The organism is Hymenobacter sp. HD11105 (assembly GCF_054051685.1).
The window spans coordinates 472,379-494,362 of sequence record NZ_JBSWBR010000002.1 but is presented as its reverse complement, the minus strand read 5'-3'; the positions used below and the strand labels follow the sequence as shown (position 1 = coordinate 494,362).

Below are 21,984 nucleotides of genomic sequence, written 5' to 3'. Positions count from 1 at the left end.
AGCGAAGCTAATTCGCCGGTAAGCCGGAGCCCATCTTGCTTCTCCTCATTTCGTGGTACTAGCAAGATGGGCAATGAATACGGCTATACCTTCATGTACTCACCTGAAGCGGCAGTTGGTGCCGCTTGGGCTACCGCGTCGAAGCCGAAGTATTGCTTGGCATTGTAGTAGCAAATGTTCTCAATAATGCCCCCCAGCAGCTCCATATCATCGGGCAGTTCGCCGTTCTCTACATCGTTGCCAAACAGGTTGCAAAGCACGCGGCGGAAGTACTCGTGGCGCGGGTAGGAAAGGAAGCTGCGTGAGTCGGTGAGCATGCCCACAAACTTGCTGATTAAGCCCATGTTCGACAGGGCGTTGATCTGCTTTTCCATGCCGTCTTTCTGGTCCAGAAACCACCAGCCCGAGCCCCACTGTACTTTGCCGGCTACCGTGCCATCCTGGAAGTTACCAATCATGGTAGCCATCAGCTCGTTGTCGGCGGGGTTGAGGTTGTAGAGAATGGTTTTGGCCAGCTGATCCGACGAATCGAGGCGGTCGAGGAAGGTAGACAGGGCGCGACCTTGGGGGAAGTCACCGATAGAATCCCAGCCGGTATCGGGGCCAAGTTGGCGCAACATACGCGCGTTATTATTGCGCAGCGCGCCCAGGTGAAACTGCTGCGTCCAGCCGCGGGCGTGGTCCATGCGGGCCAGTTCCAAGAGCAAATCAGACTTGAGCGCCTCCGTGTCGGCCTGGCTTAGCTCTTGTCCGCTGCGTGCTTGCGCAAAGGCACTGGCAACCTGTTCCGTTGAGTAGTCCGAAGCATACATTCGCTCCAAGCCATGATCCGAAAGACGGCAGCCTTGGGCGTGGAAGAAGTCGTGACGACGGCGCAGGGCCTCCAGCAAATCGTCGTAGGTAGCAATGTTGACATCGGCCGCCGCGCCTAGCTTATCCAGGTATCTGTTATAGGCGGTTATGTCTTCTGGCGACATAGCCTTATCGGGACGGAAAGTAGGCAGAATTTGGACCCCAAATGGCTGGGCCGCAATAGCCTGATGATACTCCAATGAATCGGCTGGATCGTCGGTGGTGCACACCACTTTCACCTGCATTTTGAGCAGCAGATTCTTAACCGAATATTCCGGCGTGCGCAGCTTCTCGTTGCAGGCGTCGTAGATGCGGCGGGCGCTGTCCTTGTTCAGCACTTCCGTGATGCCGAAGTAGCGCTGCAGCTCTAGGTGAGTCCAGTGATAAAGAGGGTTACGTACGGTCTGCGGCACTGTCTCGGCCCACTTCTCAAACTTTTCCCAGTCCGATGCATCGCCCGTGATGTAGCGCTCATCTACGCCATTGGTACGCATGGCGCGCCACTTATAATGGTCGCCATACAGCCAGATTTGCGTGACGTTCTCAAACTGCCGATCCTGGGCAATCTGATCGGGCGGCAGATGGCAGTGGTAATCGATGATAGGCATTGGCTTCGCAAACTCATGGTAGAGCTGTTGGGCCGTTTCCGTTTGCAGCAGGAAATCGTCGTTGAGAAAGGGCTTTTTCATAGTGGTGATCTTAGCTAATTGTTCTGGGAGGCTTTTTCGGCGGGGCTCAATTACAGCGAAACCCCGCGCTTCCACGGAATGAAGTCAGTTTGTCCGTGGCGCACGGCGGCAACTTCTTCCCCGCTAGCTACCCGAACTACATAATCCAGAATTCGCTCGGCCGCCTGCTCAATAGTTTCTTCGCCGTCGATAACGGTGCCGGTGTTCACGTCAATGATATCGGGCATACGCTTGGCCAGCGCTGTGTTGGTCGCAATCTTCACAACCGGGGCAATCGGGTTGCCGGTGGGCGTACCCAAGCCAGTGGTAAACAACACAACGTTAGCGCCCGAGCCTACCTCAGCCGTCGTTGATTCCACGTCGTTGCCGGGCGTGCAAAGCAGGTTCAAGCCAGGCTTAGTCACAGGCTCAGGGTAGTCGAGCACCGCCACTACCGGCGAGCTGCCGCCCTTGCGCGCCGCACCCGCTGACTTCATAGCATCCGTAATCAACCCATCTCGAATGTTGCCGGGCGAGGGGTTCATGTCGAAGCCCGAGCCCACCGCAATAGCGCTGTCGCCGTACGCCTTCATCAACTGGCTAAAGCGCTCAGCCGTAGCGTTGTCTACTGATCGATTCACCAATTCCTGCTCAACGCCGCACAACTCCGGAAACTCCGCTAGAATAACCGAGCCACCCAGCGCCACGACCATATCCGAGACGTAGCCAACAGCCGGATTAGCCGAAATGCCAGAGAAGCCATCGGAGCCGCCACATTCCAAACCGATGTTCAGCTTGCTCAGTGGGGCCGGGTGACGACGAATCTGATTCGCCTGCATCAAGCCCGCAAACGTCTGCCGCAGCGCCATACTGATCATGGCTTCTTCCGTACCAATTTTCTGCTGCTCTAGAATGAACAGCGGCTTATCAAAGTTGGGGCTGCGCTTGTTGATTTCGTCTTGCAGCATGGTCACCTGCGCATTCTGGCAACCCAAACTCAGCACCGTCGCACCTGCCACGTTCGGATGTGTGATATAACCAGCCAGCAGCCCGCACAGCGTCTGCGCATCCTGACGAATACCGCCGCAGCCGCCTTCATGGCTCAAAAACCGGATACCATCTACGTTTGGAAACAGCCGGTTCGGGCCCTGGGGGGCATTTTCATCGCTTTGCAGGTCGGTTTGCAGAATTTCTTCTACCGACTTACCTGCTTGCATCAAGGAAATGAGCGCTTGCGTTTGGGGCTGGTAGCTCTTGCGGCGAGCGTACCCCAGGTCATTTACCAAAGCTTCTTCCAGCACCTGCACGTTTCGGTTTTCGCAGAACACGAGTGGAATAACCAGCCAATAATTGGCCGTGCCCACGCGCCCGTCGCTGCGATGGTAACCCATAAAAGTGCGGTCCTGCCAACGGCTTACGTCGGGGGCCGTCCAGGGGGCTTTTTCGTGCTGATGCTCGTCGTAGCTGTCGGTGGCGTGCTGAATATTGCTGGTTGTCAGCAAGCCGCCAGCCGGTATCGACTGGCGCACTTTGCCCACCAGCACACCGTACATGGTTATTAAGTCGCCGGGCTCGAAGTCGCGGGTGGCTAGCTTATGCTTGGCCGGAATACGAGCCGTCGTAGTTAAGGTCGTTCCATCCCACGGTACGGGTGTGCCTTCTGGCAAATCAGCCAGGGCTACCAATACGTTATCGTCGGGATGAATTCGGGCTACCTGATGCTTCATTTGACTAAGGTGGCTTTTTTATTTAAATGCTTTGCTACGGTGGCCGAAACGCCAGTTTCCAGCATTTGCTGCAAGTTGTCGCTCACGCGTTTGGCAAAGCCGGGTAATTGGCTGAGGTCGTGACCCCAAAGTGTTTGATTCTGCAAAACCGTTGTCGTCAGCTCGGCCGCCGAGAGGTTGCGAGCCCACAGTTCGGCAAAGTAGCCCGCCTGATCATCGTTAATGGGATACTCCGTGCCGTTGGCCGTGCCGTGCCAGGTTTTGCCTTCTTGCCGAGTGCCGCGCATGAAAAGCAAATAGGCCGCAAACCCCATTGCCATGTACTGAGGCGCAGTGTTGAAGCGCTTATAGTAATGCAGCAAGGTGGGCACGTTGCGCATCTGCATTTTCATGGTGTACTGCATGGTAATGGCCAGCCACCGGTGCTCGATATAGGGGTTGCGGAAACGGTCCAGCACCTGCAAACCAAAGCGCTGACCAACTTTCTCGTCCACGGCATACGGGATGCCCGGCAGCAGATCACCTAACATCAGATTGTGGACAAAAGTGGCCACACAATCATTCTCCATGGCACCGCGCACCGTCTCGCATCCACTCAAATAAGCCAAGCCGCAGCTCAGCGTGTGCGTGCCATTGAGTAGGCGCAGCTTCAACTCCCGAAACAAGTTGATATCGGGGCGAATAAATATCCCCTTATCCGCCTGGTGGAAAGATAGAACTCCCTTCACCCGCTCGTCGCCCTCAATTGCCCACAGCAGGTATACTTCCGTCATGGTCAGCAGCTCATCGTCGTAGCCTAACTGGGTGGTCAGTGTCTGCTGTGTGGCCGCGTCGGGTTTGCCCGGCACTATGCGGTCCACGAGCGAATTGCAGCAGGTGTTTGCCGTTTCCAGCCACTCGATAAACTCCGGCTCCAGCCCATTACGGTGTGCTAGCTCTAACAAAATGGCCTCTAGCTTGCGGCCGTTATCGGGAATGAGCTCCGTAGGCACAATGACCAAGCCTTTCGAGACATCGCCGCTAAACGCCTGAAAACGGGCGTAGAGTACGGCCAACAACTTGCCCGGAAACGAGTGCGGTGGCTCCTGACGGATGTCATCAGCCGTAAGCTGAATACCAACTTCAGTGGTGTTCGAAATCACGATTTGCAGGTCTGGGCTAGCGGCGTAGGCTAACACATCCGCCCACTGACTCTTGGCCGACAGCACGCGGCTAATAGACGCACAGAGCACATTTTCTTCCACCGTCTGGCCGTCTTCCACGCCCCGAATACCCACGGTATACAGGTTATCCTGGCGCTCAAAAGCCGTGAGGTCGCCCCCGTCGGTAGACTTCACGACCACGATGCGGCCATTGAAAACACCTTGCCGATTGGCTTTATCAATCAGATAATCTGGCAGGCCGCGTAGCAAGACGCCGGTGCCAAATTGCAGTACTTTTTCGGGCAGCTCCAGCAGCGCAGCCGTGGGGCGGAGCACGGGTGCCTCAGTGTCAGCTAAGGCAACGGCACGAGAGAGATTTTTCATAGTTCGATACTTATAATTTCGCACCGGTGGTAGTAGCCCACTTCTGTTGCCATTTGGGGTATTCTTTGTTCAGCAGCTTAGCGGGCCAAGTGCCTGCGTAGGCATAGCCCGCCCGCCGCTCATTCTCAATTTCAGCCAGGGTAGATTTTTTTACCCCATCGCGGCCCACATAGATGGGCTTATTGGTTTCCATATCATAAAAGCGGGCCCAGATAACGGAGCCAGGCTCTGGCACAATCACACGGTCTTTGCCGGTAGGCTCCTTGGGCGCGTCAATCAGCTTCACGGCGTATCCCGATAGCTTCACGGCGTCCAACCATGCCACCGCTGCCTCAATTGATTTCTTAATTTCTGGAGTAGGATTGTCTACTTCCATCAGGAATTCCACAATCTCAACTGTTTCCATACCGCTGAGCGAGGCCAGCTCAAAGGCTCTGGCTTTTACCGGTTGTAGAGTTTTTTCGTCGTGCTGAGCGCCCCATGCAGTGAGCTTTCCGTTCTGCACATACTGGGTTTTGAGAATGCAGTCAATTCCGCGCGCTACAGCTGCCTGGGCCTGAGGTATTAGGCTCGAGTTCACGATTGCAAAGTTGCCTTTTTGCTGAGCCACATTGCGCAGCAACTCCAGCACCCGAATCATGGCGTTGTCGTTGTAGGTAATGGCATGGCGGTAGCTGCTCATGTCGGGGTAGTACTGCGGAAAGCCCCCGTTAGGGTACTGCATCTTCAGCAGAAAAGCGATACCTCTTTCAGCTGCTTTTCGGTAAGCTTGGTTATTGGTTTTCTGAAACGCCTCCATCAGGTACTTAATCTCCCGGGTGGTGGCATCGTTGTCGATGGTAGCATCGTTGCGACTAGCGTCGTCGAGCGTAGCCGCTTTTTTAGCAGTACTCAACGGCTTGCTATAGTCTACTTTCACGTCGCCCACGGCTTTAGGCCAGCCGCCTACACTGCGCTGATACACCAACATTTTCTCGGCAATGGTATCAACACCTACAGGCGCTATTGCCGTGATGGCTGGCGACTTCCGGTCGGGGTTCCAGCGGCCACCAAAAGTCCAGTTAGCCGTTATTTGGCGAACCTGGGGGGCTTTTTCTGCAGTGTTCAAGTTGTCGCTGTGCCAAGCATAGTCACCGCCTTCGCGGTGGCAATTGGCATAATACACACGCCGACCCCAATTAGGCGTACCTGGCCCCGAGGGTGAATGGTAGATGTCGGCATCAGCCATGTTCTTGGGGAACTTGCAATCAATCAGATAGAACTGCGACTCGCGGTGATATCGACCTAGCTTAAAGTTGTCGTCGCCTTCAAAAGTGCAGTTTTTGAGCACCGTTTTGGAGTCGCGATTACCTGAACCATCATGCCAGATGGCGGCCGACATATTGTGGCAGATAAAGCGGCTGTTTTCGATGTAAGCCCAGCCCCGCGGACAGTAGAAATCCACACCACCTTCCATGGTGCAGTTTTGAAAATAGAACATGCCATTCTCGGTGTCCCATGGGCTAACGGTATCACCGCCCAGCGCCCGAAACGTACATTGCCGCACCGTGATGCGAGTAGCGCCCTGAGAGGTACGCATGGCCATTTGGTGACCGTCTTTTTGCACCTTCTTTTTACCACTCGGGTCGGCGGGGCAGTCTATCGTAATCTCGCCTTGGGCATCGAAGCCGTAGCTGTTGATGAAGGTGAGATTTTCGAGCGTGATGTCAGGAGAGTTACGCATGTTTAGCGTCGCTACGCCCCAGTCATCAGCACCTTTCACAGGGTCGCAACGCCAAGCGTCGCGGGCCTGCGAAATGGTGATGATAGTGCCTTTCTCGCTCTGACCTTTAAGCGTGATATTGCTCTTGCCGTCGATGAAAAGCTTCTCGCGGTACGTACCGTTTTTGATCAGAATTACCCGTGGCTTCGCAGCCTCATTCGGCAGGCTATTGATAGCCTCCTGAATAGTGCGAAATTTCCCCGAGCCATTCTGAGCTACCACAATCTGCTGAGCCTGACTGGGGGACAAAATGCTCCCCAAGAGCAGTAGCAGCAGAAGTGATTTGATAAGTTGTTTCATGTTCATTGTACAGGTGCCTTCGAGGCATTACACAAAATCCTCCCGCATGGGGCTGAAGGCATCCACCAGTTTTCCCGCTTCTTCGCACACCACGCCATGCCATACTTGGGAGGGCGCATAAAAGGAATCACCAGCTTTTAGCGTGCGTTCCTCCTCTCCTACTGTGCACCGAAAGACGCCGCTTTCCACATAGGTTATTTGGGTGTGCACGTGCTGATGCAAGGCACCTACTGCGCCCGCTTCAAAGCTGACACGCACCAGCATCAAGCTTGGCTCGTGGGTGAGAATCTGCCGTCTCACTCCTTCTCCGACCGTCTCCCAGGGAAGACGGTCGGAGTGGATGAAAATGGGCGACGTGGGCACAGTTGCCATTAGCTGCTTAGTAGCCGAAGTTCTGCACCAGTTTGTTATCTGCCGCAATAGTAGCCTGCGGAATGGGTAACAACTCTCTGCCGGCATTGGGCACGTATTCGGCGGCTAAACCAGTACCCAGGCTGACAGCTGTGGTATTGCCAAGTGTGAAGGGTGTACCCAGAGGCCTGGTATTAGCAATGTACGCCGCATCAATTGCCTGGCGCCAGTTTACCCGCACTGTACCCGTAGGAGCGGTATTTGGAGTGGGTGATGGACGATAGAACGAGCGTGTCCACTGTACGCTACTACCTACAGTAGTAGGTGTGCGGAAGTACATATACTGCGGTACGTTTTGGTAAGGTGCTTGGCCCCTGGCTAGCTTCTCCAGGTTGGCCTTCACTTCAGCCATCTTCGCGCTGAACAGATTCCAGCGGATCAGGTCGTATTTGCGAATAGCTTCGCTGCCGAACTCTAGATACCGCTCGTTTACAATAGCATTGAAAAAATCTGTTTTGCTGGTCAGTCGGAAGCCACCCTGCGCAAGCGTGGCCTCAGCCCGAGCACGGCTACCACCGAAAGCACGTGCCCGGACGCTTAGCATGGCTTCCCGCGCATTGGCAGTGGGGCCTTCAAGTTCGTTTTCGGTTTCAGCGAACATCAGCAACACATCGGCAAACCGAATGATGGGCCAGTTGTACCCTAAGTAGTTGCTTGCGCCCGTGAGCAGCGGGGTACGCCAGTCGCGGCGGAATTTGCCGTCCGCTATCACGTTCAGAGCCACGCCCGTAAAGAACGTGCTGTTGCTAGCCATACCGTAGGTGGTAATAGTGACGTCGCGCCGCGTATCCGTGGAGTCGAAGGCGTAGAAGTAAGTTGGTACCACATTTACGCCCCCTTGGGTAGAGCCGTAAATGCTGGAAGCATTTTGCAGACGGGGTCCATTATAGTAGCCCAGTTTGCTATCCGACACAGCTGTTGAGCCTGTCATTCCCACCTGAAACATAATTTCATTAGCACTTTCGTATTGCAGCTGATTAATGCTCTTGAATAGCCCTTCGAAGCTAGGATTCAACGAATGCTCGGCCGGCCGCGCCATTATCTCGCTGCATTCTTGTCGCGCAATGCGGTAATAGTCAAGGTAGTCCGCGGGGCGCTCCATCTGGCCGGTGGTGGGGTTAGGGCTATAGCCGCCCCGAAACAGGGCAATACGGGCCCGCAGAGCTTTCACAGCTCCTTTGGTTATCCGCTCGCTAGTCACGCCAGCAGCAGAGCGCCACGGCACCAGCTTCTGCGCCAGCGCCAGGTCTTCAATCAGTTTGGCCAGCGTGGCTTGACGGTCAGCGTTGGGCAGCAGGAAATCCTGGCCTGATACTGACGGCGTAAATTGGGCCGGCACGTCGCCCCAATGACGTACTAGGTCGAAATAATACTGCGCCCGCAAGGTAAGCGCCTCCCCGTGCAGTCGGTGCATGGTCGCCGTGTCGGCGGCACTACCGCTGTTGTAAAGCGGCGACAAAGGAATTTGCTGAATACAAATGTTGGACCGTTCAACGCCTTGGTAGAGAGTGTTCCAAGGATTGGTTAAGTCGGTGTTCGTTGACAGCGCTTTGTAGCGAGCGATGCCCCGGCGGCCGCCATCCGTAGCCGGGCCCGGTGAGCTGATCATTTCGTCGCTATCATAAGGAAAATACATGCTTATGCGCTGTCCGTAGCTATTATCTCCTGACAGTGGATCATAAGCCCCGATAACGGCAGCCGTGGCGCCTGCTACAGTGCTGAAAGTATATTCGGTTGTATTGAGTGCAATAGGTTCTACGTCGAGGTAGTCTTTGCAAGACGTTACCATCCCAGCGGTACCAACTAGCGCACTAGCGGCCAGTGCAGCCCGGAAAAAAACAGAGGATTTCATATCGAGTAACGGATAGAGAATTACAAAGAAAGATTCACACCAAACATGAAGGCGCGGCTGCGTGGGTAAGCAGCGTAATCAACACCGGGTGTGAGCGGTGTATTGCGGCGCGTGTTCACCTCCGGGTCGTAGCCCGTGTATTTGGTGAAGGTGTACAGGTTGTTAAGCGTCACGTAGAAACGCAACTGCTGGACTTTAGCCCGCTCAGTTAGTGCTTTAGGCAGGGTATAGCCCATAGTTACGTTGTTGATGCGCAAGAACGAGCCATCTTCCACTGCCCACGAATGCAGGAAGTAGCTGGAGGTTGGCCGCCAGATGTTAGCGTCCTGATTGATTTCGCTTAGCCGCTCTGCCGACGTGATGAATGTACCATCGGTTTCGGTGATGCGGTAGCGCGAGTTCATGTCGTCGAGCACGTTGCTAAATACCGTGTTGGCTGTGTTCGTAGTAAACTCAATCTTGTTGGCATTGTACACATCGTTGCCCAACACAAAGTTCAGGAAGATGCTGGCATCGAAGTTCTTGTAAGTGAACTGCTGGTTCAGGCCACCCACCATTTTAGGGTTGGCGTTGCCGATAACTACTTGGTCCTCCTCATTAATTAAACCGTCGCCGTTCTGGTCTTTCAACCTCAGTAAGCCCGGCTGTGCCACCACGCCATCAGGTGTGCCCGAAGCCAACAAGCCGGGGCGATCGGTTCGCAGAACCCACCGCTGAGCAGCTGGGTTGGCCGGATTGTAGCTCACGAAATCATCAGCCGTGTAGTAACCATCGGTTACGTAGCCAAACATTTGACCCACTGGCTGGCCAACTCTAGCTACGTAATCGCGGCTGAGCGTGGCTGCGCTTCCAGCCCAACCGGAGCTGATGGCCGGTAATTCATCAAGACCCTCACCCAAACTCTCAATACGGCCCCGGTTGAACGAGGAGTTGGCCGTTGCCGTCCAAGTGAAGGCGTCATTGGTGATGATAGTGCCAGTCAGTTGCAGCTCCAGGCCGCGGTTGGAAGTAGAACCGATGTTCTGGGTTTGGCTAGTGTAGCCCAGGAACGCCGGAATGGTGCGGTTGATTAGCAGGTCGCTGGTCGTATTGTAATAGGCATCAGCGGTGAACTGCACCCGGTTATCAAGCAGGGCCAGATCAACTCCAATGTTGCGCGACGTAGTAGACTCCCACTTCAGGTTGGGGTTAGCCAGCGAAGTGGCAGCCGAACCCAACACGATAGACCTGTTTATAGCATAAGGCGCGCTACCAGCTGAGAAGAGCTGCTCACCTAAGAAGTCCGCAATCCGGTTGTTACCAGCTTTACCGTAGCTCAAGCGCAGTTTCAAGTCCGAAATAGCAGCGGCCTCTATATTTTGGAAAAAGCTTTCACGCGAAATGCGCCAGGCTAGCGAAGCCCCAGGGAAATAGCCCCAGCGGTTGCCGGGCCGGTACTTCGACGAGCCATCGGCCCGGAAGGTACCCGTGAACAGATACCGGTCGTCATAAGAGTACGTGACGCGGCCAAATCCCGAAAGGAGGCGGTAGTCTTGTGGAATGCTAGTTTGCGGCAACACCGGCTGCGACGTCTGGCCAGCGGGCAGTACGCCCTGATTGATGTTAGCCAAAGCCCGCTCGGCCGTGATATCCAGCGGCAAGAAGTTGGTTTGGATGTACTGCTGTGTGTTGCGTTGCTGATAAATTTCTTGGCCAACTAACACCCCTACCGAGTGCAGGTCTTTTTTGAAATTATAATCTAACACGTTGGAGTTGTTGAACGTGTTTTGCACGCCTGTCGTGATAGAGGCGGTAGGCAGCTGCTGGTAGTTGCCGGCGGGCTGCCGCAACAGCGGAGAGAAACGACCATTGAAGGTACCAAGGTTGGCATTCGTGATATCGAAACCAGCCGTAGTCCGAAACGTTAGATTCTCAACGATTTTCAGAGCTGCGTTAGCGCTTATGTTAAATGTTTGGCGCTTATCACGGCGGTATTCACTGTCGATAGCTACAATTGGGCTCACCAACGAAGAAATGGCGAGGAACTCATCGTCGAAGGTGTTCGGATCTAGCACCGCGCCGGATGCTCTGGGCACCGATAAAGGCTGATACTGCACTGTATTACGCAACCGCGATGTGGTGTTGGAGCCCGTAGTAGAAGTACCAGCCCCGTTGGTGGTTTGGTCGTTGAAGCGCACGTTCAATCCCACCTGCAGCCGCTCACTTGCTTTGGTATCGAAGCGGAAGTTGACGAGTTTCCGGTCGTAATCGGAGCCGCGCTGAAGACCATCCTCTAGGTTGCGCGTCAGGCTCAGGGAGTAGGTAGTGCCTTTCACGCCCCCTGCTACTGACACGTTGTGGGTTTGCTGAAACGCGTCGCGCCCGAAGGTTTCATCCTGCCAGTCAATGAACGGGGCACTACGAGCTCGTTGCAGCGTATCGCTGTTGAAGTTGCTGCTCCCGAAGAGTGATCTGAAAGAAGGCAAACCGCCCGTACCAGTGCCTGCTATTTGAGCGCGCTCGAATTGGTAATCTAAGTATTGCTCGGGGTTGAGCACGCCTAGTTTATTGGCAAGGCGCCGGACACCAGCGAATCCGTTGTAGCTGATAACGGTACGACCCTCAATTCCTTTCTTAGTGGTAATAATTACTACTCCGTTAGCACCGCGCGCACCATAGATGGCCGTAGCCGAGGCATCTTTCAGCACGTCAACGGATGCAATATCCTGGGGGGCAATTACGCTGAGTGCATTTTCAACCTGCACCCCGTCCACTACATAGAGTGGTGAGTTGTCTTGCGTGATGGAGCCACCGCCTCGTACCCGCACCTGCACGTTCTGGTTGCCAGGAGTACCTTCGGAGCTGGTTAGCTGCACACCCGCTAAGCGGCCGGTCAAGGCCTCAGCGGCCGAGTTTACAGGAATGTCCTTGATTTGCTGAGCACTCACCGATGATACCGAGCCAGTTACGTCGCGGCGATTAACCTCTTGGTAGCCAATTACCACTACATCGTTCAGCTGCTGCGCATCTTCCTTCAGCGTAACATTGATCTGGTCACGGTCGCCGACGGCAACTTCCTGCGACACGTAGCCGATAGAGCTGACATTCAGGGTCACAGGCTGGCCCGTTGGCACCGTAATGCTGAAGCGGCCTTCTGGGTCAGTAGATGCACCGTTGGTAGTTCCTTTAACGAGTACAGTCACGCCGGGCAAGGCCTCGGTTGCCGAGCGTACCACGCCCGTAATGGTTCGTTGGGCCTGAGCGAAGGCCCCCGTCGCCGCACCCAGCAGCAGACAGAATACGAATAGATATTTTTTCATGAGTAGGGAATGGAATGGTGGGTTTTCAGTAGTCAGTTACCGCAAATCATAGATGCCTACAGCATCCATGTCGGTGTATTCTAGATTTTCGCCGGCCATACCCCAGATGAAGGCATAAGCGGCCGTGCCGCAGCCCGTGTGCACTGACCAAGGTGGCGAGATGATGGCCTGCTCGTTGCTCACCCAAAGCGGCCGCGTTTGGTTCGGCTCACCCATTAGGTGCAGCACCCGCTGGTTGGGGGGCAAATTGAAGTAGAGATAAGCTTCCATGCGCCGGTCGTGAGTGTGGGCCGGCATGGTGTTCCACACGTTGCCCGGCTTCAGCTGCGTAAGGCCCATCACCAGCTGGCAGCTCTGAATGCCTTCATTGTAGATGTACTTGTAAATAGTGCGCTCATTAGCTGTTTCCATGGACCCCATCTCTACCGGGGTGGCTTCAGCCTGAGTGCGCAACGTGGTCGGGTAAGTAGCGTGGGCCGGAGCCGACAAGAGGTAGTATCGAGCATCATTACCACTGAACGTAATGGTTTGCGCGCCTTTACCTACATATAAGCAATCCTGATTGCCAAGCTCGTAGCTGGTACCATCCACTGATACCTGACCGGCGCCCCCCACATTCAGAATGCCCAGCTCGCGGCGCTCCAGAAAGTAGTTAGCTTTCAGGTTCTCAGGGTTGGGCAAAGTCAGCGTCTGCCCAGCCGGCACCGCGCCCCCCACAATCATGCGGTCGTAGTGGGAATACACAAGCTCAATCTGACCCTCGACAAAGAGCTGTTCGATCAGGAACTGCTCGCGGAGCTGTTCGGTGGTCAGGGTGACGGTTTCGCGGGGGCTGCTGGCGTGGCGTTGCTGCATAGATAGGTGGTACTTTATTCTGTAGTTGGTTATTGTTGAATTTAGCGGCCCATCCAGCCGCCATCGACGGTAAGAATAGTGCCGTGCACGTAGTTGCCGGCCTCGGAGGCCAAGAAAACAGTAGGCCCTTTGAAGTCCTCGGGCGTGCCCCAGCGGCCGGCCGGAATGCGGCCTAGAATGCTCTGGCTGCGGTCGGGGTCGTTGCGCAGGGCTTCGGTGTTGTCGGTGGCGATGTAGCCGGGGGCAAGGGCGTTCACGTTCACGCCCCGGCCGGCCCACTCATTGGCCAAGGCTTTCACGACCGAGCCAATGGCGCCCTTGCTGGCCGCATAGCCCGGCACGTTGATGCCACCTTGGAAGGTGAGCAGAGAAGCCGTGAAGATGATTTTGCCGCTGCCTTGCTGTAGCATTTGCCCCCCAATGGCGCGGGCCAGGCGGAAGGGTGCGTCCAGATTGATAGCCAATACATTATCCCAGTCGGCATCGGAGTGCTCAGCGGCCGGCGCGCGGCGGATGGTGCCGGCGTTGTTGATCAGGATGTCAATGCGGGGAAAGTCAGCCTGCACTTGCTGAATGAAGGCATCAACCTGAGCCCGCTGACTGAAATCGGCCTGATAAGCCGTAAACTGCCGGCCTAGCGCCTGCACCTGCTGCTCCGTCTCACTGCCACTAGCGGCGAGCGAGGCCGATACGCCGATAATGTCGGCGCCCGCCTCAGCTATGCCAACGGCCATCGCTTGCCCAATGCCCCGATTACAACCCGTGACAAGTGCGACTTTACCGGCTAAGCTGAAGAGGGAAGAATGACTCATAGAGCAAGTGGTTTTATAAACTTTTCAAAGAAATTCAGTGTACTTTTAAGACATCGATCATTCTGTCTAGTCTGTTAATATCATATCATATGACGCTTAACAGAAAGAATATCACGGCTTTTATTCGCGCAAACGTTATCGGGAACGTTGCCAGCGGAGCATCTTGGCCGGTGCCCAAGTAGCATTTGCGCTGAAATCTGAGACATATTGTAGGTGCTCACGCGTAATCGGCGCTGGCAGCGAGCTACTAAATGTTGAACTTTAGTGGGTTTTGCCCCCCAGCCATCTCGCCCCTACCCTTCCCATTTACTTACACTCTCCCTTACCTGTACTTAACTTGGAAACTTTCACGATAAAGGATATTGCCCGCGAGCTGAACATATCAACCTCTACCGTTTCGCGAGCCCTGCGCGGCAGCTATGAAATCAACCCTGAAACCAAGCGATTGGTGATGGAATGCGCTGAGCGCCTGAACTACCGGCCCAACCCCATTGCGCTCAGTTTGAAAGGCAGCGGTACCCGCGCCATCGGCGTCATCGTACCGCAGATTGCCAACTACTTTTTCTCTCAAGCCATTAATGGTATTGAGGCCATTGCCTACAATCGAGGCTACCACGTTATTATTTTTCAAAGCCACGAGTCGTACGAGCGAGAGGTGGCCAACGTGGAGCAGGCCATGTCGCGGCGGGTTGATGGGTTGCTGTTGTCACTATCCAGCGAAACCTCCGACGTGACTTATCTGACTGAGCTGCATGAGAAAAAGGTACCTATTGTGCTCTTCGATCGGGTGTCGTCGGAGCTGGAGGTAACGAAGGTGGTAGCCGACAACTTCAAGGGCGCTTTTGCTGCCACGGAGCACCTGATTCAATCGGGGCGGCGGCGCATTGCTCACCTCACTATCCAGCCTTGGCTGAGCATTACGCAGGAGCGCCTAGCTGGCTACCGTGCGGCCTTAGAAAAGTACGGATTAACCTACGATGAAAACCTGGTACGCTACGGCACTTTCGGGCCTAATGAAGTGGGCCCAATGGTTGATGAGTTGATGGCGCTGCCCGTCGCGCCCGATGCCTTTTTCACTGCCAGCGACCGGCTGGCTGTGGGTTGCCTCACGGCCCTGCGCCAGCGCAATCTCACCATTCCCGACGATGTCTCGCTCATTGGCTTCACCAATCTGAACGTAGCTGAGCTTTTGTCACCTTCCCTCAGCACTGTAGTCCAGCCAGCCCAGGAAATAGGGCAGGTGGCGGCCGAGCGACTTATCGATTTAATTGAGCGCAAACACCGCGCGCAGCCCGTGGCTACTGTCCGTATTCCCACGGAACTCATCGTGCGTGACTCTACGCGCCTGTCGGAACGCTTGGTGGCGCAGATGGCCGCCACGCCCCCAGATCAGAAGTCGAAGCCGCGGGATTTTGTGCTGTCAATTTGATTTGAGAAAGCCACAAGAAATTTGCCCCCCAGCGTTGGTTTAGCAACGATTGGGGGGCTTTTTTATTCAATCCGAAACCAATCAATGTCGGCCGAGCCGGCGTCGTTGGTTTTGCTGGCACGCGTGCAAAACAAGCCTACTTTGGCTCCAATCCAGCGGCCTTCACGGGCTTGAAATTCGGTGCCGATGGGCTGAAACTGCTGACCATCGAGGCTATAGCTGAACTGGCACTTGGCGCCTTTGCGCACGGCCACGCGCAGATAAATCGGTTGGTTAGCCGGCACATTCACCGACGGCGCGGTGGTCGTTTCGGGAGCTAGCTTATCGGCATTCTGGCACATCACGGGCGCCAGCGAGAGGCGGCCATTTTGGTTGGTAATACTCAGACGCGCGTAGTCCATGCCCATCATAATTAGCCCTGTCTGTTCGCCCTCAAAGCGGGGTGTAAATGTGAGCTTGGTGGTAGCAGTAAAAATCTCCGCGGGCAGCTTTTGCAGCAGCAGATTTGGCACTTGCCAGAAATTCTTGAAGTCGGTGGGCAAGGGTACAGAATAGAGACGCAGTGTGCTCTGAGAAGTATTTAGGAAAACCCAGCCCGGCTGCGGATTGGCGTGCCACTGCCACTGTAAACCCAGCGTGGCGGCATCAAATTCGTCGGAGGTGGCGGGTGTGGCTAGCGGTTGCGCTGCGCCTTTGTGCGAGGGTTTACGGTAGGTGAGCACGGGTTCACCTTTGCCGTCGCCGTCCGGGTCGTTGCCGATGACGGGCCAGTCGTTTTTCCAGACCATGGGCTGCAAATGCACCACTCGCCCGTAGGGTCCCTGGTCCTGAAAGTGCATAAACCAGTCTTCCTTATCGCCGGGCGTCGTGATCCAGGCGCCCTGGTGAGGGCCGTTGACGGGCGTGGTGCCTTGGTCCATCACAATGCGGTCCTCGTAGGGCCCAAACACGTTCTTGGAGCGCATGACCACTTGCCAGCCCGTAGACACTCCCCCGCCCGGCGCGAAGATGTAGTAGTAGCCGTTGCGCTTGTAAAACTTGGGGCCTTCGATGGTCGGGTGCTTGTCGTGCCCATCAAAAATAATCGTCTCATCACCCAGCACCTTCATGCCGTCGGGCGACAGGCGGGAGATGGCCAGTACGCTCTTAAACCCCGCCCGCGAGCCGGCAAAGGCGTGCACCATATACGCTTGCCCGTCCGCGTCCCAGAGTGGGCACGGGTCAATCCAGCCTTTCGCTTCTTTAATAAGCACGGGCGCCGTCCAGGGTCCGGCTGGGTTCTTCGCCCGAGTCACATAAATACCGTAGTCGGGATCGGGATAATAAATATAAAACTCGCCTTTATGATAGCGAATGGAAGGCGCCCACACGCCGTTGCCGTGCTGAGGCTGATTGAACGCCTCAACCGGCGGCTGCTTGGTAAAAACTGTGCTGATAATCGTCCAGTTTACCAGGTCCCGGGAATGCAGGATTTGCAAACCGGGCGCACTGTTAAAGCTTGACGACGTGAGGTAGTAATCGGAGCCCACGCGCACCACATCCGGGTCGGAATAGTCGGCGTAGAGTACCGGGTTCTTGTAGGTACCATTGCCCAGATCCGGCACCCACACTTTCGACAACGTGGATGATTGGCCCGCAGCAAAAAGCGGCAGTCCCAGAAAAATCAGAACGAGAAATTGCCTCATGAAAGAGTACGCTAAGCTATAGCTCGGCGCACGAGCAGAGCGAGTTAAAACAGACAGACATAAGCGGCGCGGTGGCACCTGCTTGCTATACTCGTGCGCCGAACCATAGCGTAGCGTTATTTGCGGGCGGCTTGCTGCAACAGCCAGGTGGCTAAGTCTTTGCCGGCCTGGAAGTTCTCGTAGGTAGCCGGAATCTTGCGGCCGTCTACGTACTCGTTATACAGCCACGGGTCACCAAGGGCAAACACAGTTCCTTTGCCCAGCTTGGCCGTAGCCATAATAACGTGGCCTCCATCGGACACGAGGGGCTGGCCTGGGGCCTTGACATCCAATGGTGCCAGTTCTTTGATATAGGCAGTTTTGGCGTTTTTGAACACGGCCTTACCCGAAGTGAGGTCTACTTTGCCTTGCTCAAACTGGTCGCCTTTCACCATGTTTAGATTGGTGTTGGTGAAGCGTAAACCGAAGGCCTTAGCCAGCTCATTAAAACGAGGAATCTCCGCGTTGGAAGTGTCGTTAGCCAGCATTACTAGCGTGCCGCCAGCTTTTACCCAGTCGGTGATGGCCTGCACGTGGGCAGCTTCTACGAAGTTCGGATTAGGCGTTTCCTTGCGCGTGTCCGGGTCAACAATGATGTAGACATCTACGCCTTTGAGGGTAGCGGCAGTAGGCGCAGCGGGTATGGAAATAGTTTTGCCCCCCAGCTCCCGAAACTGGTTGCCCCAGAACCAGAAACCGCCGTGGGTGCGCTCTTCCCAAGTGTAGTGAAAAGGTTCCTGCTCGCCCGTGATAGGGCTCTTGCGCGACTCGTGGTTGAAGTAAGTATCTAAGCCCACGGTTTTGCCCTGCCCGAGCTTGTTTTCGGCGGCAATTTCCATCTCCACGCTAGCCAGAATAAACGGCCCAACGCCTTTCAAATCGTTCTTGCGCAGGGGCTCCGTTAGGTAGTACTCGAAGCTACCGTCGCGGTAAGGGTTGCCCCCTAGACCGCCTACACTGACGGTCCCGTTGAAGGCTAAGGCGCCATCAGCCTCGTTGCTAACAAAAGTCTTCAATAAGCCCTGATACCCTTTGTCGGCCACCTTCTGGAATGACTTGTCCAAGTAGCCCATGCGTACGCCTTTGGCTAGCATATACACAAACATGCTGCTACCCGAAGCCTCGGCATAATTTCCCTTGCGCGTGGCCTGATCGACTACCAGCGACCAAGTGCCCGTTTTTTGGTCTTGATACTTTGCCAATACTGGCGCCAGACGCTGTACGTACTTCACCAGATTAGCGTGTTCCTTATGTTCTTTGGGAAAATAATCGAGCACATCAACTAGCGCCATCGCGTACCAACCCATGCCCCGATCCCAGAAGTTAGGGGACTGGCCCGTCTGCTTGTTGGCCCATTTCTGCTCCCGGCTTTCGTCGTAGCCGTGGTAGAGCAAGCCGGTTTTGGGGTCGACCAGATTTTTCTCGATCAGGGCAAACTGCTTGGCTACATCGTCAAAGTCCTGCGGCTGATTGAAAACCTGATTGTACTCAGCATAAAACGGCTGAGCCATATACAGGCCATCGAGCCACATTTGGTTGGGATAAATCTTCTTGTGCCAGAAGCCGCCGGCCTTTGTGCGGGGCTGCTCGGCCAGTTGCTTGCGCAACAGCTGGGCGGCCTTGATGTATTTTTGCTGCGCTGCCGAGCTGCCCAAGGATACCTGGCTCATCAGCAACAAGGCGTGACCGGTGGTCAGGTTATCGAGGTTATAATCTTCGATTTTGTACGTGCGAATGGTGCCGTCGGCCTGCACAAAATGGTCGAGGTCTTTCTGAATGTAGGTGAAGTATTTTGCGTCGCCGGTGCGCTGCCATACTCGCTCCAAGGCCTTCATCATCAGCCCTTGCTCGTAGTCCCAACGAGCGGTCTTGCGGTTACCGATCAGAATGGAATCGGGAAACCATTTGATGAAGGAATCAGTCATGCGCTGCGACATGGGTCGCGCGGCGGTCTGGGGGGCTTTTTGGGCTTGAGTTCCAAAGGAAACGAGCAGCAAGCCAATAAGGAGGAAGCGGCGAATACGCATAAGTATGGTAGAGGGCTAGGAGAACGAAACTCCCTACCTCAGACGAGGCAGGGAGTTTTGATCGGGCGTTATCGGCTGGAAACGGTTACTACTTTCTTGGATACTTTCTGGCCAACTTCCAGGTCGCGCTTAGCGGCTTTGGTGTTGGTGTTGCGCAGCGTTACGGCTTTGCTACGGTCGCCGGTTACGCGCAGAAGCAGCTCAGCACCGTTGGCGTAACGAATGTTGTCGAGCACAATGTTGCGGCTGTTTTGCACCTCCAGCACGGGCTTGGTATCGGTGGAAAACAGCGCCACGTTCTTGAGACGAATACCGTCGGCTTCCTGACAGATGAGGCCCTTTTTGCTTTCCAAAACGACATTTTCTATTTCAATATCCTTGATATTCATCTCGGGTACACCGCGAATCAGGATACCAGTATTAGCACCCTTACAGGTTACGTTTTTAATGCGGAAACTGCGGAACTGTGGCGTACCCTCGTTCACTGGCTCAGCTTTAATTTCGGGAATGGCAAAGGCCTCGCCGTTCACTTGCACCGGATCCTTGGCGGCGTAAAACATATCGAACAGGATGGCTTCACCAGCAATATCGGTCATGTCGACGCCATCCACGAAGATATTCTCTACTACGCCGCCACGGCCGCGAGCCGTTTTAAAGCGCAAACCAACATCAGTGCCCATAAAGGTGCAGTTAGTCACATAGATGTTGCGGGCGCCGCCCGACATCTCGGAGCCAATCACGAAGCCGCCGTGAGCGTGGTATACTTTAGTGTCGCGGATGATAAAGTTCTCGGTCGGCACCCCGCGCTTGCGGCCCTGCTCGTCGCGGCCCGACTTTATGCAGATGCCATCGTCGCCCACGTCGAACGTGCAGCCTTCCACCAATCCATTGCGGCAAGATTCGAGGTCTAGGGCGTCCGTGTTTTGGCCATACCAAGGGTTTTTAGCCGTCACGTTGCGCAGGGTAATATCATCGCAGAGCAAAGGATGAATCGTCCAAGCTGGTGAGTTCTGAATCGTAAAGCCTTCGAGCAGAATCTGCTTGCAGCGCTGTAGGCTGAGCATGTTGGGCCGCAAGAAATCCTTTACCTCGGTGTAGCGGTTGAAATCAATCTCAGTCTGACCAGCCGGAATAACCCAGGCTTTGGGGGTGAGTGAGCCTTTCAGTGAGCCGGCCGTGGGGTACCAGGTGGTGCCTTTCTCATCGACTAAGCCACCCGATTTCACGAGCTTCTGCCACTGGCCTTCGCTCAGTTTTTCCTTCTTTACCATGCGCCAGGCGTCGCCGGCACCGTCGAAGGTACCCTCGCCAGTAATGGCAATATTTACAAGGTCGAAGCCCGAAATGGGCGACTGATTGCGCACGGCGTCCTCGCCTTCCCAATTGGTTTTGATCAGCTTATAATCGGAGAGTTTGCTGCTAAACTGCACCAGCGCACCGCGCTGCACGTGCAGGTTCACGTTGCTTTTCATCTCAATCGGGCCCGTGAGCCACAGACCGCGCGGCACCAGTACCACTCCGCCCTGCTGGCTGCAAGCGTCGATGGCTTTGCGGAAGGCTTCGGTGTTCAGGGTTTGGCCATCGGCTACGGCCCCGAACTTTGTGATGTTAAATGTATCGGCGCGGAAGCTAGGCTGGAGTACTACTGGCAAATCGTAGGCGTACTTACCAGCAAAGGCTAATGGCTTGAGGCGAGTAGCCAGACCGAGGTTTTGTTTCTTGATGTCCTGAGCTACCAGCTGCGCGATGCGCTCGGCGCCGTAGGCCGAGAAGTGCGTGTTGTCGTTCTTGGCGGGCGCTACTGGGTTCTCAAGGTAGTGGCCGTTCTGGTAGCTCCAGAACAAGGGGCGGCTGCCTTTCTCACCGAGCTCCGAGTACAGGGCCCAGCTTTTCTCATGCATGTCAATTAGCGGCACTTTCTGCGACTTGGCTACCTCGCGGACTACGGCGGGATATTCGCCGTGGTCGTCTTTGCGCTTGCCTTGCTCGTCGAAGTAGCGCCGGCCTACAGGCGTGAGCAGCACCGGATTTGCCCCCCGTTGCTTGGCCTCCTGCACGTAGCGTGTCAGGTTTTTGCGATAGTCTGTTTGGGGCGCAGCGTAGCGGGCGGTATCTTCTTGCTTACTATCATTGTGGCCAAACTGGATGAGTACCCAGTCGCCGGGCTTCACCTGCTCCATCACCTTAGCCCAGCGGCCTTCGTGGCGGAAGTTGCGGGTGCTGCGCCCATTCATGGCGTGGTTCTGCACGGTAGTTTCGCCGTCAAGAAATTGGCTCAAATACATACCCCAGCCCCGCTCCGGTTTGCTGCGGTCTGGCTTCTCCGACATGGTAGAGTCACCAACAAGGAATACTTGAACCTTCTTTTCTTCGGCCGGGCGAAAAGCCAGAGCTACCAAAGACAAGAGCAATACAGCGTATTTTTTCATAGAATAAGCTTTGTAGAAAAAAGCCCCCCAGCCCAGGCTGGAGTGTAATTCTTTCCTGATGCGGCCACTTTAGCAGCTATTGAGCAATAGCTTAAGCTACAGACGGAGGCGTTAGGGAAACGGGCTTAGCAAAGAGTTTATTTGCGCAATCGTTACCGGGAACGTTCTCATTCCGCCTTCTTACGCCTTTTGTTATCCTCAAATTATGCGCTTCTGAAGCCGTTTTGCGTGTTAAGCAAGTGGAAGCAACTTCTTTGGGCATACATTAATGTTGGATTTCTACAAGATGCTATAAAAGTAAATCGGGTAGC

Annotated in this window: 13 protein-coding genes; 1 reads left to right on the top strand and 12 read right to left on the bottom strand. The window is 55.1% G+C overall.

The genetic code is table 11. From position 1 onward, the window contains the following. Positions 1 to 83: 83 nt before the first annotated feature. Genes uxaC through kduD form a run of 9 tightly spaced genes read right to left on the bottom strand, consistent with a single transcriptional unit; the run spans position 84 to position 14,064 of the window. Complete coding sequence (gene uxaC / locus ACW9KT_RS08410) at positions 84 to 1,541, bottom strand: glucuronate isomerase (RefSeq protein ID WP_457079270.1); 1,458 nt, start codon at positions 1,539 to 1,541, stop codon at positions 84 to 86. Between the two features lie 50 nt (positions 1,542 to 1,591). Further along, positions 1,592 to 3,247, bottom strand: coding sequence for a UxaA family hydrolase (locus tag ACW9KT_RS08405; RefSeq protein ID WP_457079268.1), 1,656 nt, complete (start codon positions 3,245 to 3,247; stop codon positions 1,592 to 1,594). After that, the gene (locus ACW9KT_RS08400) at positions 3,244 to 4,773 is read right to left on the bottom strand and encodes a tagaturonate reductase (RefSeq protein ID WP_457079266.1); all 1,530 of its coding nucleotides are present in this window, start codon (positions 4,771 to 4,773) and stop codon (positions 3,244 to 3,246) included. Before ACW9KT_RS08400 ends, ACW9KT_RS08405 begins: the two co-directional genes overlap by 4 nt. A gap of 10 nt (positions 4,774 to 4,783) precedes the next feature. Next, on the bottom strand, positions 4,784 to 6,835 hold the full coding sequence (gene pelA, locus ACW9KT_RS08395; RefSeq protein ID WP_457079264.1) for a pectate lyase: 2,052 nt from the start codon (positions 6,833 to 6,835) through the stop codon (positions 4,784 to 4,786). Between the two features lie 27 nt (positions 6,836 to 6,862). Next, a complete protein-coding gene (locus ACW9KT_RS08390) occupies positions 6,863 to 7,207 on the bottom strand; it encodes a cupin domain-containing protein (RefSeq protein ID WP_457079262.1) in 345 nt (114 codons plus the stop codon). A gap of 7 nt (positions 7,208 to 7,214) precedes the next feature. After that, the gene (locus tag ACW9KT_RS08385) at positions 7,215 to 9,098 is read right to left on the bottom strand and encodes a RagB/SusD family nutrient uptake outer membrane protein (protein WP_457079260.1); all 1,884 of its coding nucleotides are present in this window, start codon (positions 9,096 to 9,098) and stop codon (positions 7,215 to 7,217) included. Positions 9,099 to 9,118: 20 nt separating this feature from the next. Next, a complete protein-coding gene (locus ACW9KT_RS08380) occupies positions 9,119 to 12,397 on the bottom strand; it encodes a SusC/RagA family TonB-linked outer membrane protein (protein ID WP_457079258.1) in 3,279 nt (1,092 codons plus the stop codon). Between the two features lie 36 nt (positions 12,398 to 12,433). Next, positions 12,434 to 13,252, bottom strand: a complete 819-nt coding sequence (gene kduI, locus ACW9KT_RS08375) for a 5-dehydro-4-deoxy-D-glucuronate isomerase (RefSeq protein WP_457079256.1) — start codon at positions 13,250 to 13,252, stop codon at positions 12,434 to 12,436. A gap of 41 nt (positions 13,253 to 13,293) precedes the next feature. After that, entirely contained in the window at positions 13,294 to 14,064 is a 771-nt protein-coding gene (kduD, locus tag ACW9KT_RS08370) for a 2-dehydro-3-deoxy-D-gluconate 5-dehydrogenase KduD (protein ID WP_457079254.1), read from the bottom strand. 337 nt (positions 14,065 to 14,401) lie between these two features. Between kduD and ACW9KT_RS08365 the strand changes: the two genes are divergently transcribed. Then, positions 14,402 to 15,493, top strand: a complete 1,092-nt coding sequence (locus ACW9KT_RS08365) for a LacI family DNA-binding transcriptional regulator (RefSeq protein ID WP_457079252.1) — start codon at positions 14,402 to 14,404, stop codon at positions 15,491 to 15,493. A gap of 62 nt (positions 15,494 to 15,555) precedes the next feature. On the opposite strand, the gene ACW9KT_RS08360 is transcribed toward ACW9KT_RS08365, so the two are convergent. The 3 genes from ACW9KT_RS08360 to ACW9KT_RS08350 form a co-directional block, all read right to left on the bottom strand. Then, positions 15,556 to 17,178 carry a glycoside hydrolase family 43 protein gene (locus ACW9KT_RS08360; protein ID WP_457079250.1) on the bottom strand — a complete coding sequence of 541 codons (1,623 nt, stop codon included), beginning with the start codon at positions 17,176 to 17,178 and terminating at the stop codon, positions 15,556 to 15,558. 116 nt (positions 17,179 to 17,294) lie between these two features. Beyond that, positions 17,295 to 19,244, bottom strand: coding sequence for a glycoside hydrolase family 88 protein (locus ACW9KT_RS08355; RefSeq protein ID WP_457079248.1), 1,950 nt, complete (start codon positions 19,242 to 19,244; stop codon positions 17,295 to 17,297). A 68-nt stretch (positions 19,245 to 19,312) separates the two neighbouring features. Next, positions 19,313 to 21,673 (bottom strand): glycosyl hydrolase family 28 protein, encoded by a 2,361-nt coding sequence (locus ACW9KT_RS08350; protein WP_457079246.1) that lies wholly within the window; start codon positions 21,671 to 21,673, stop codon positions 19,313 to 19,315. Positions 21,674 to 21,984: the final 311 nt, after the last annotated feature.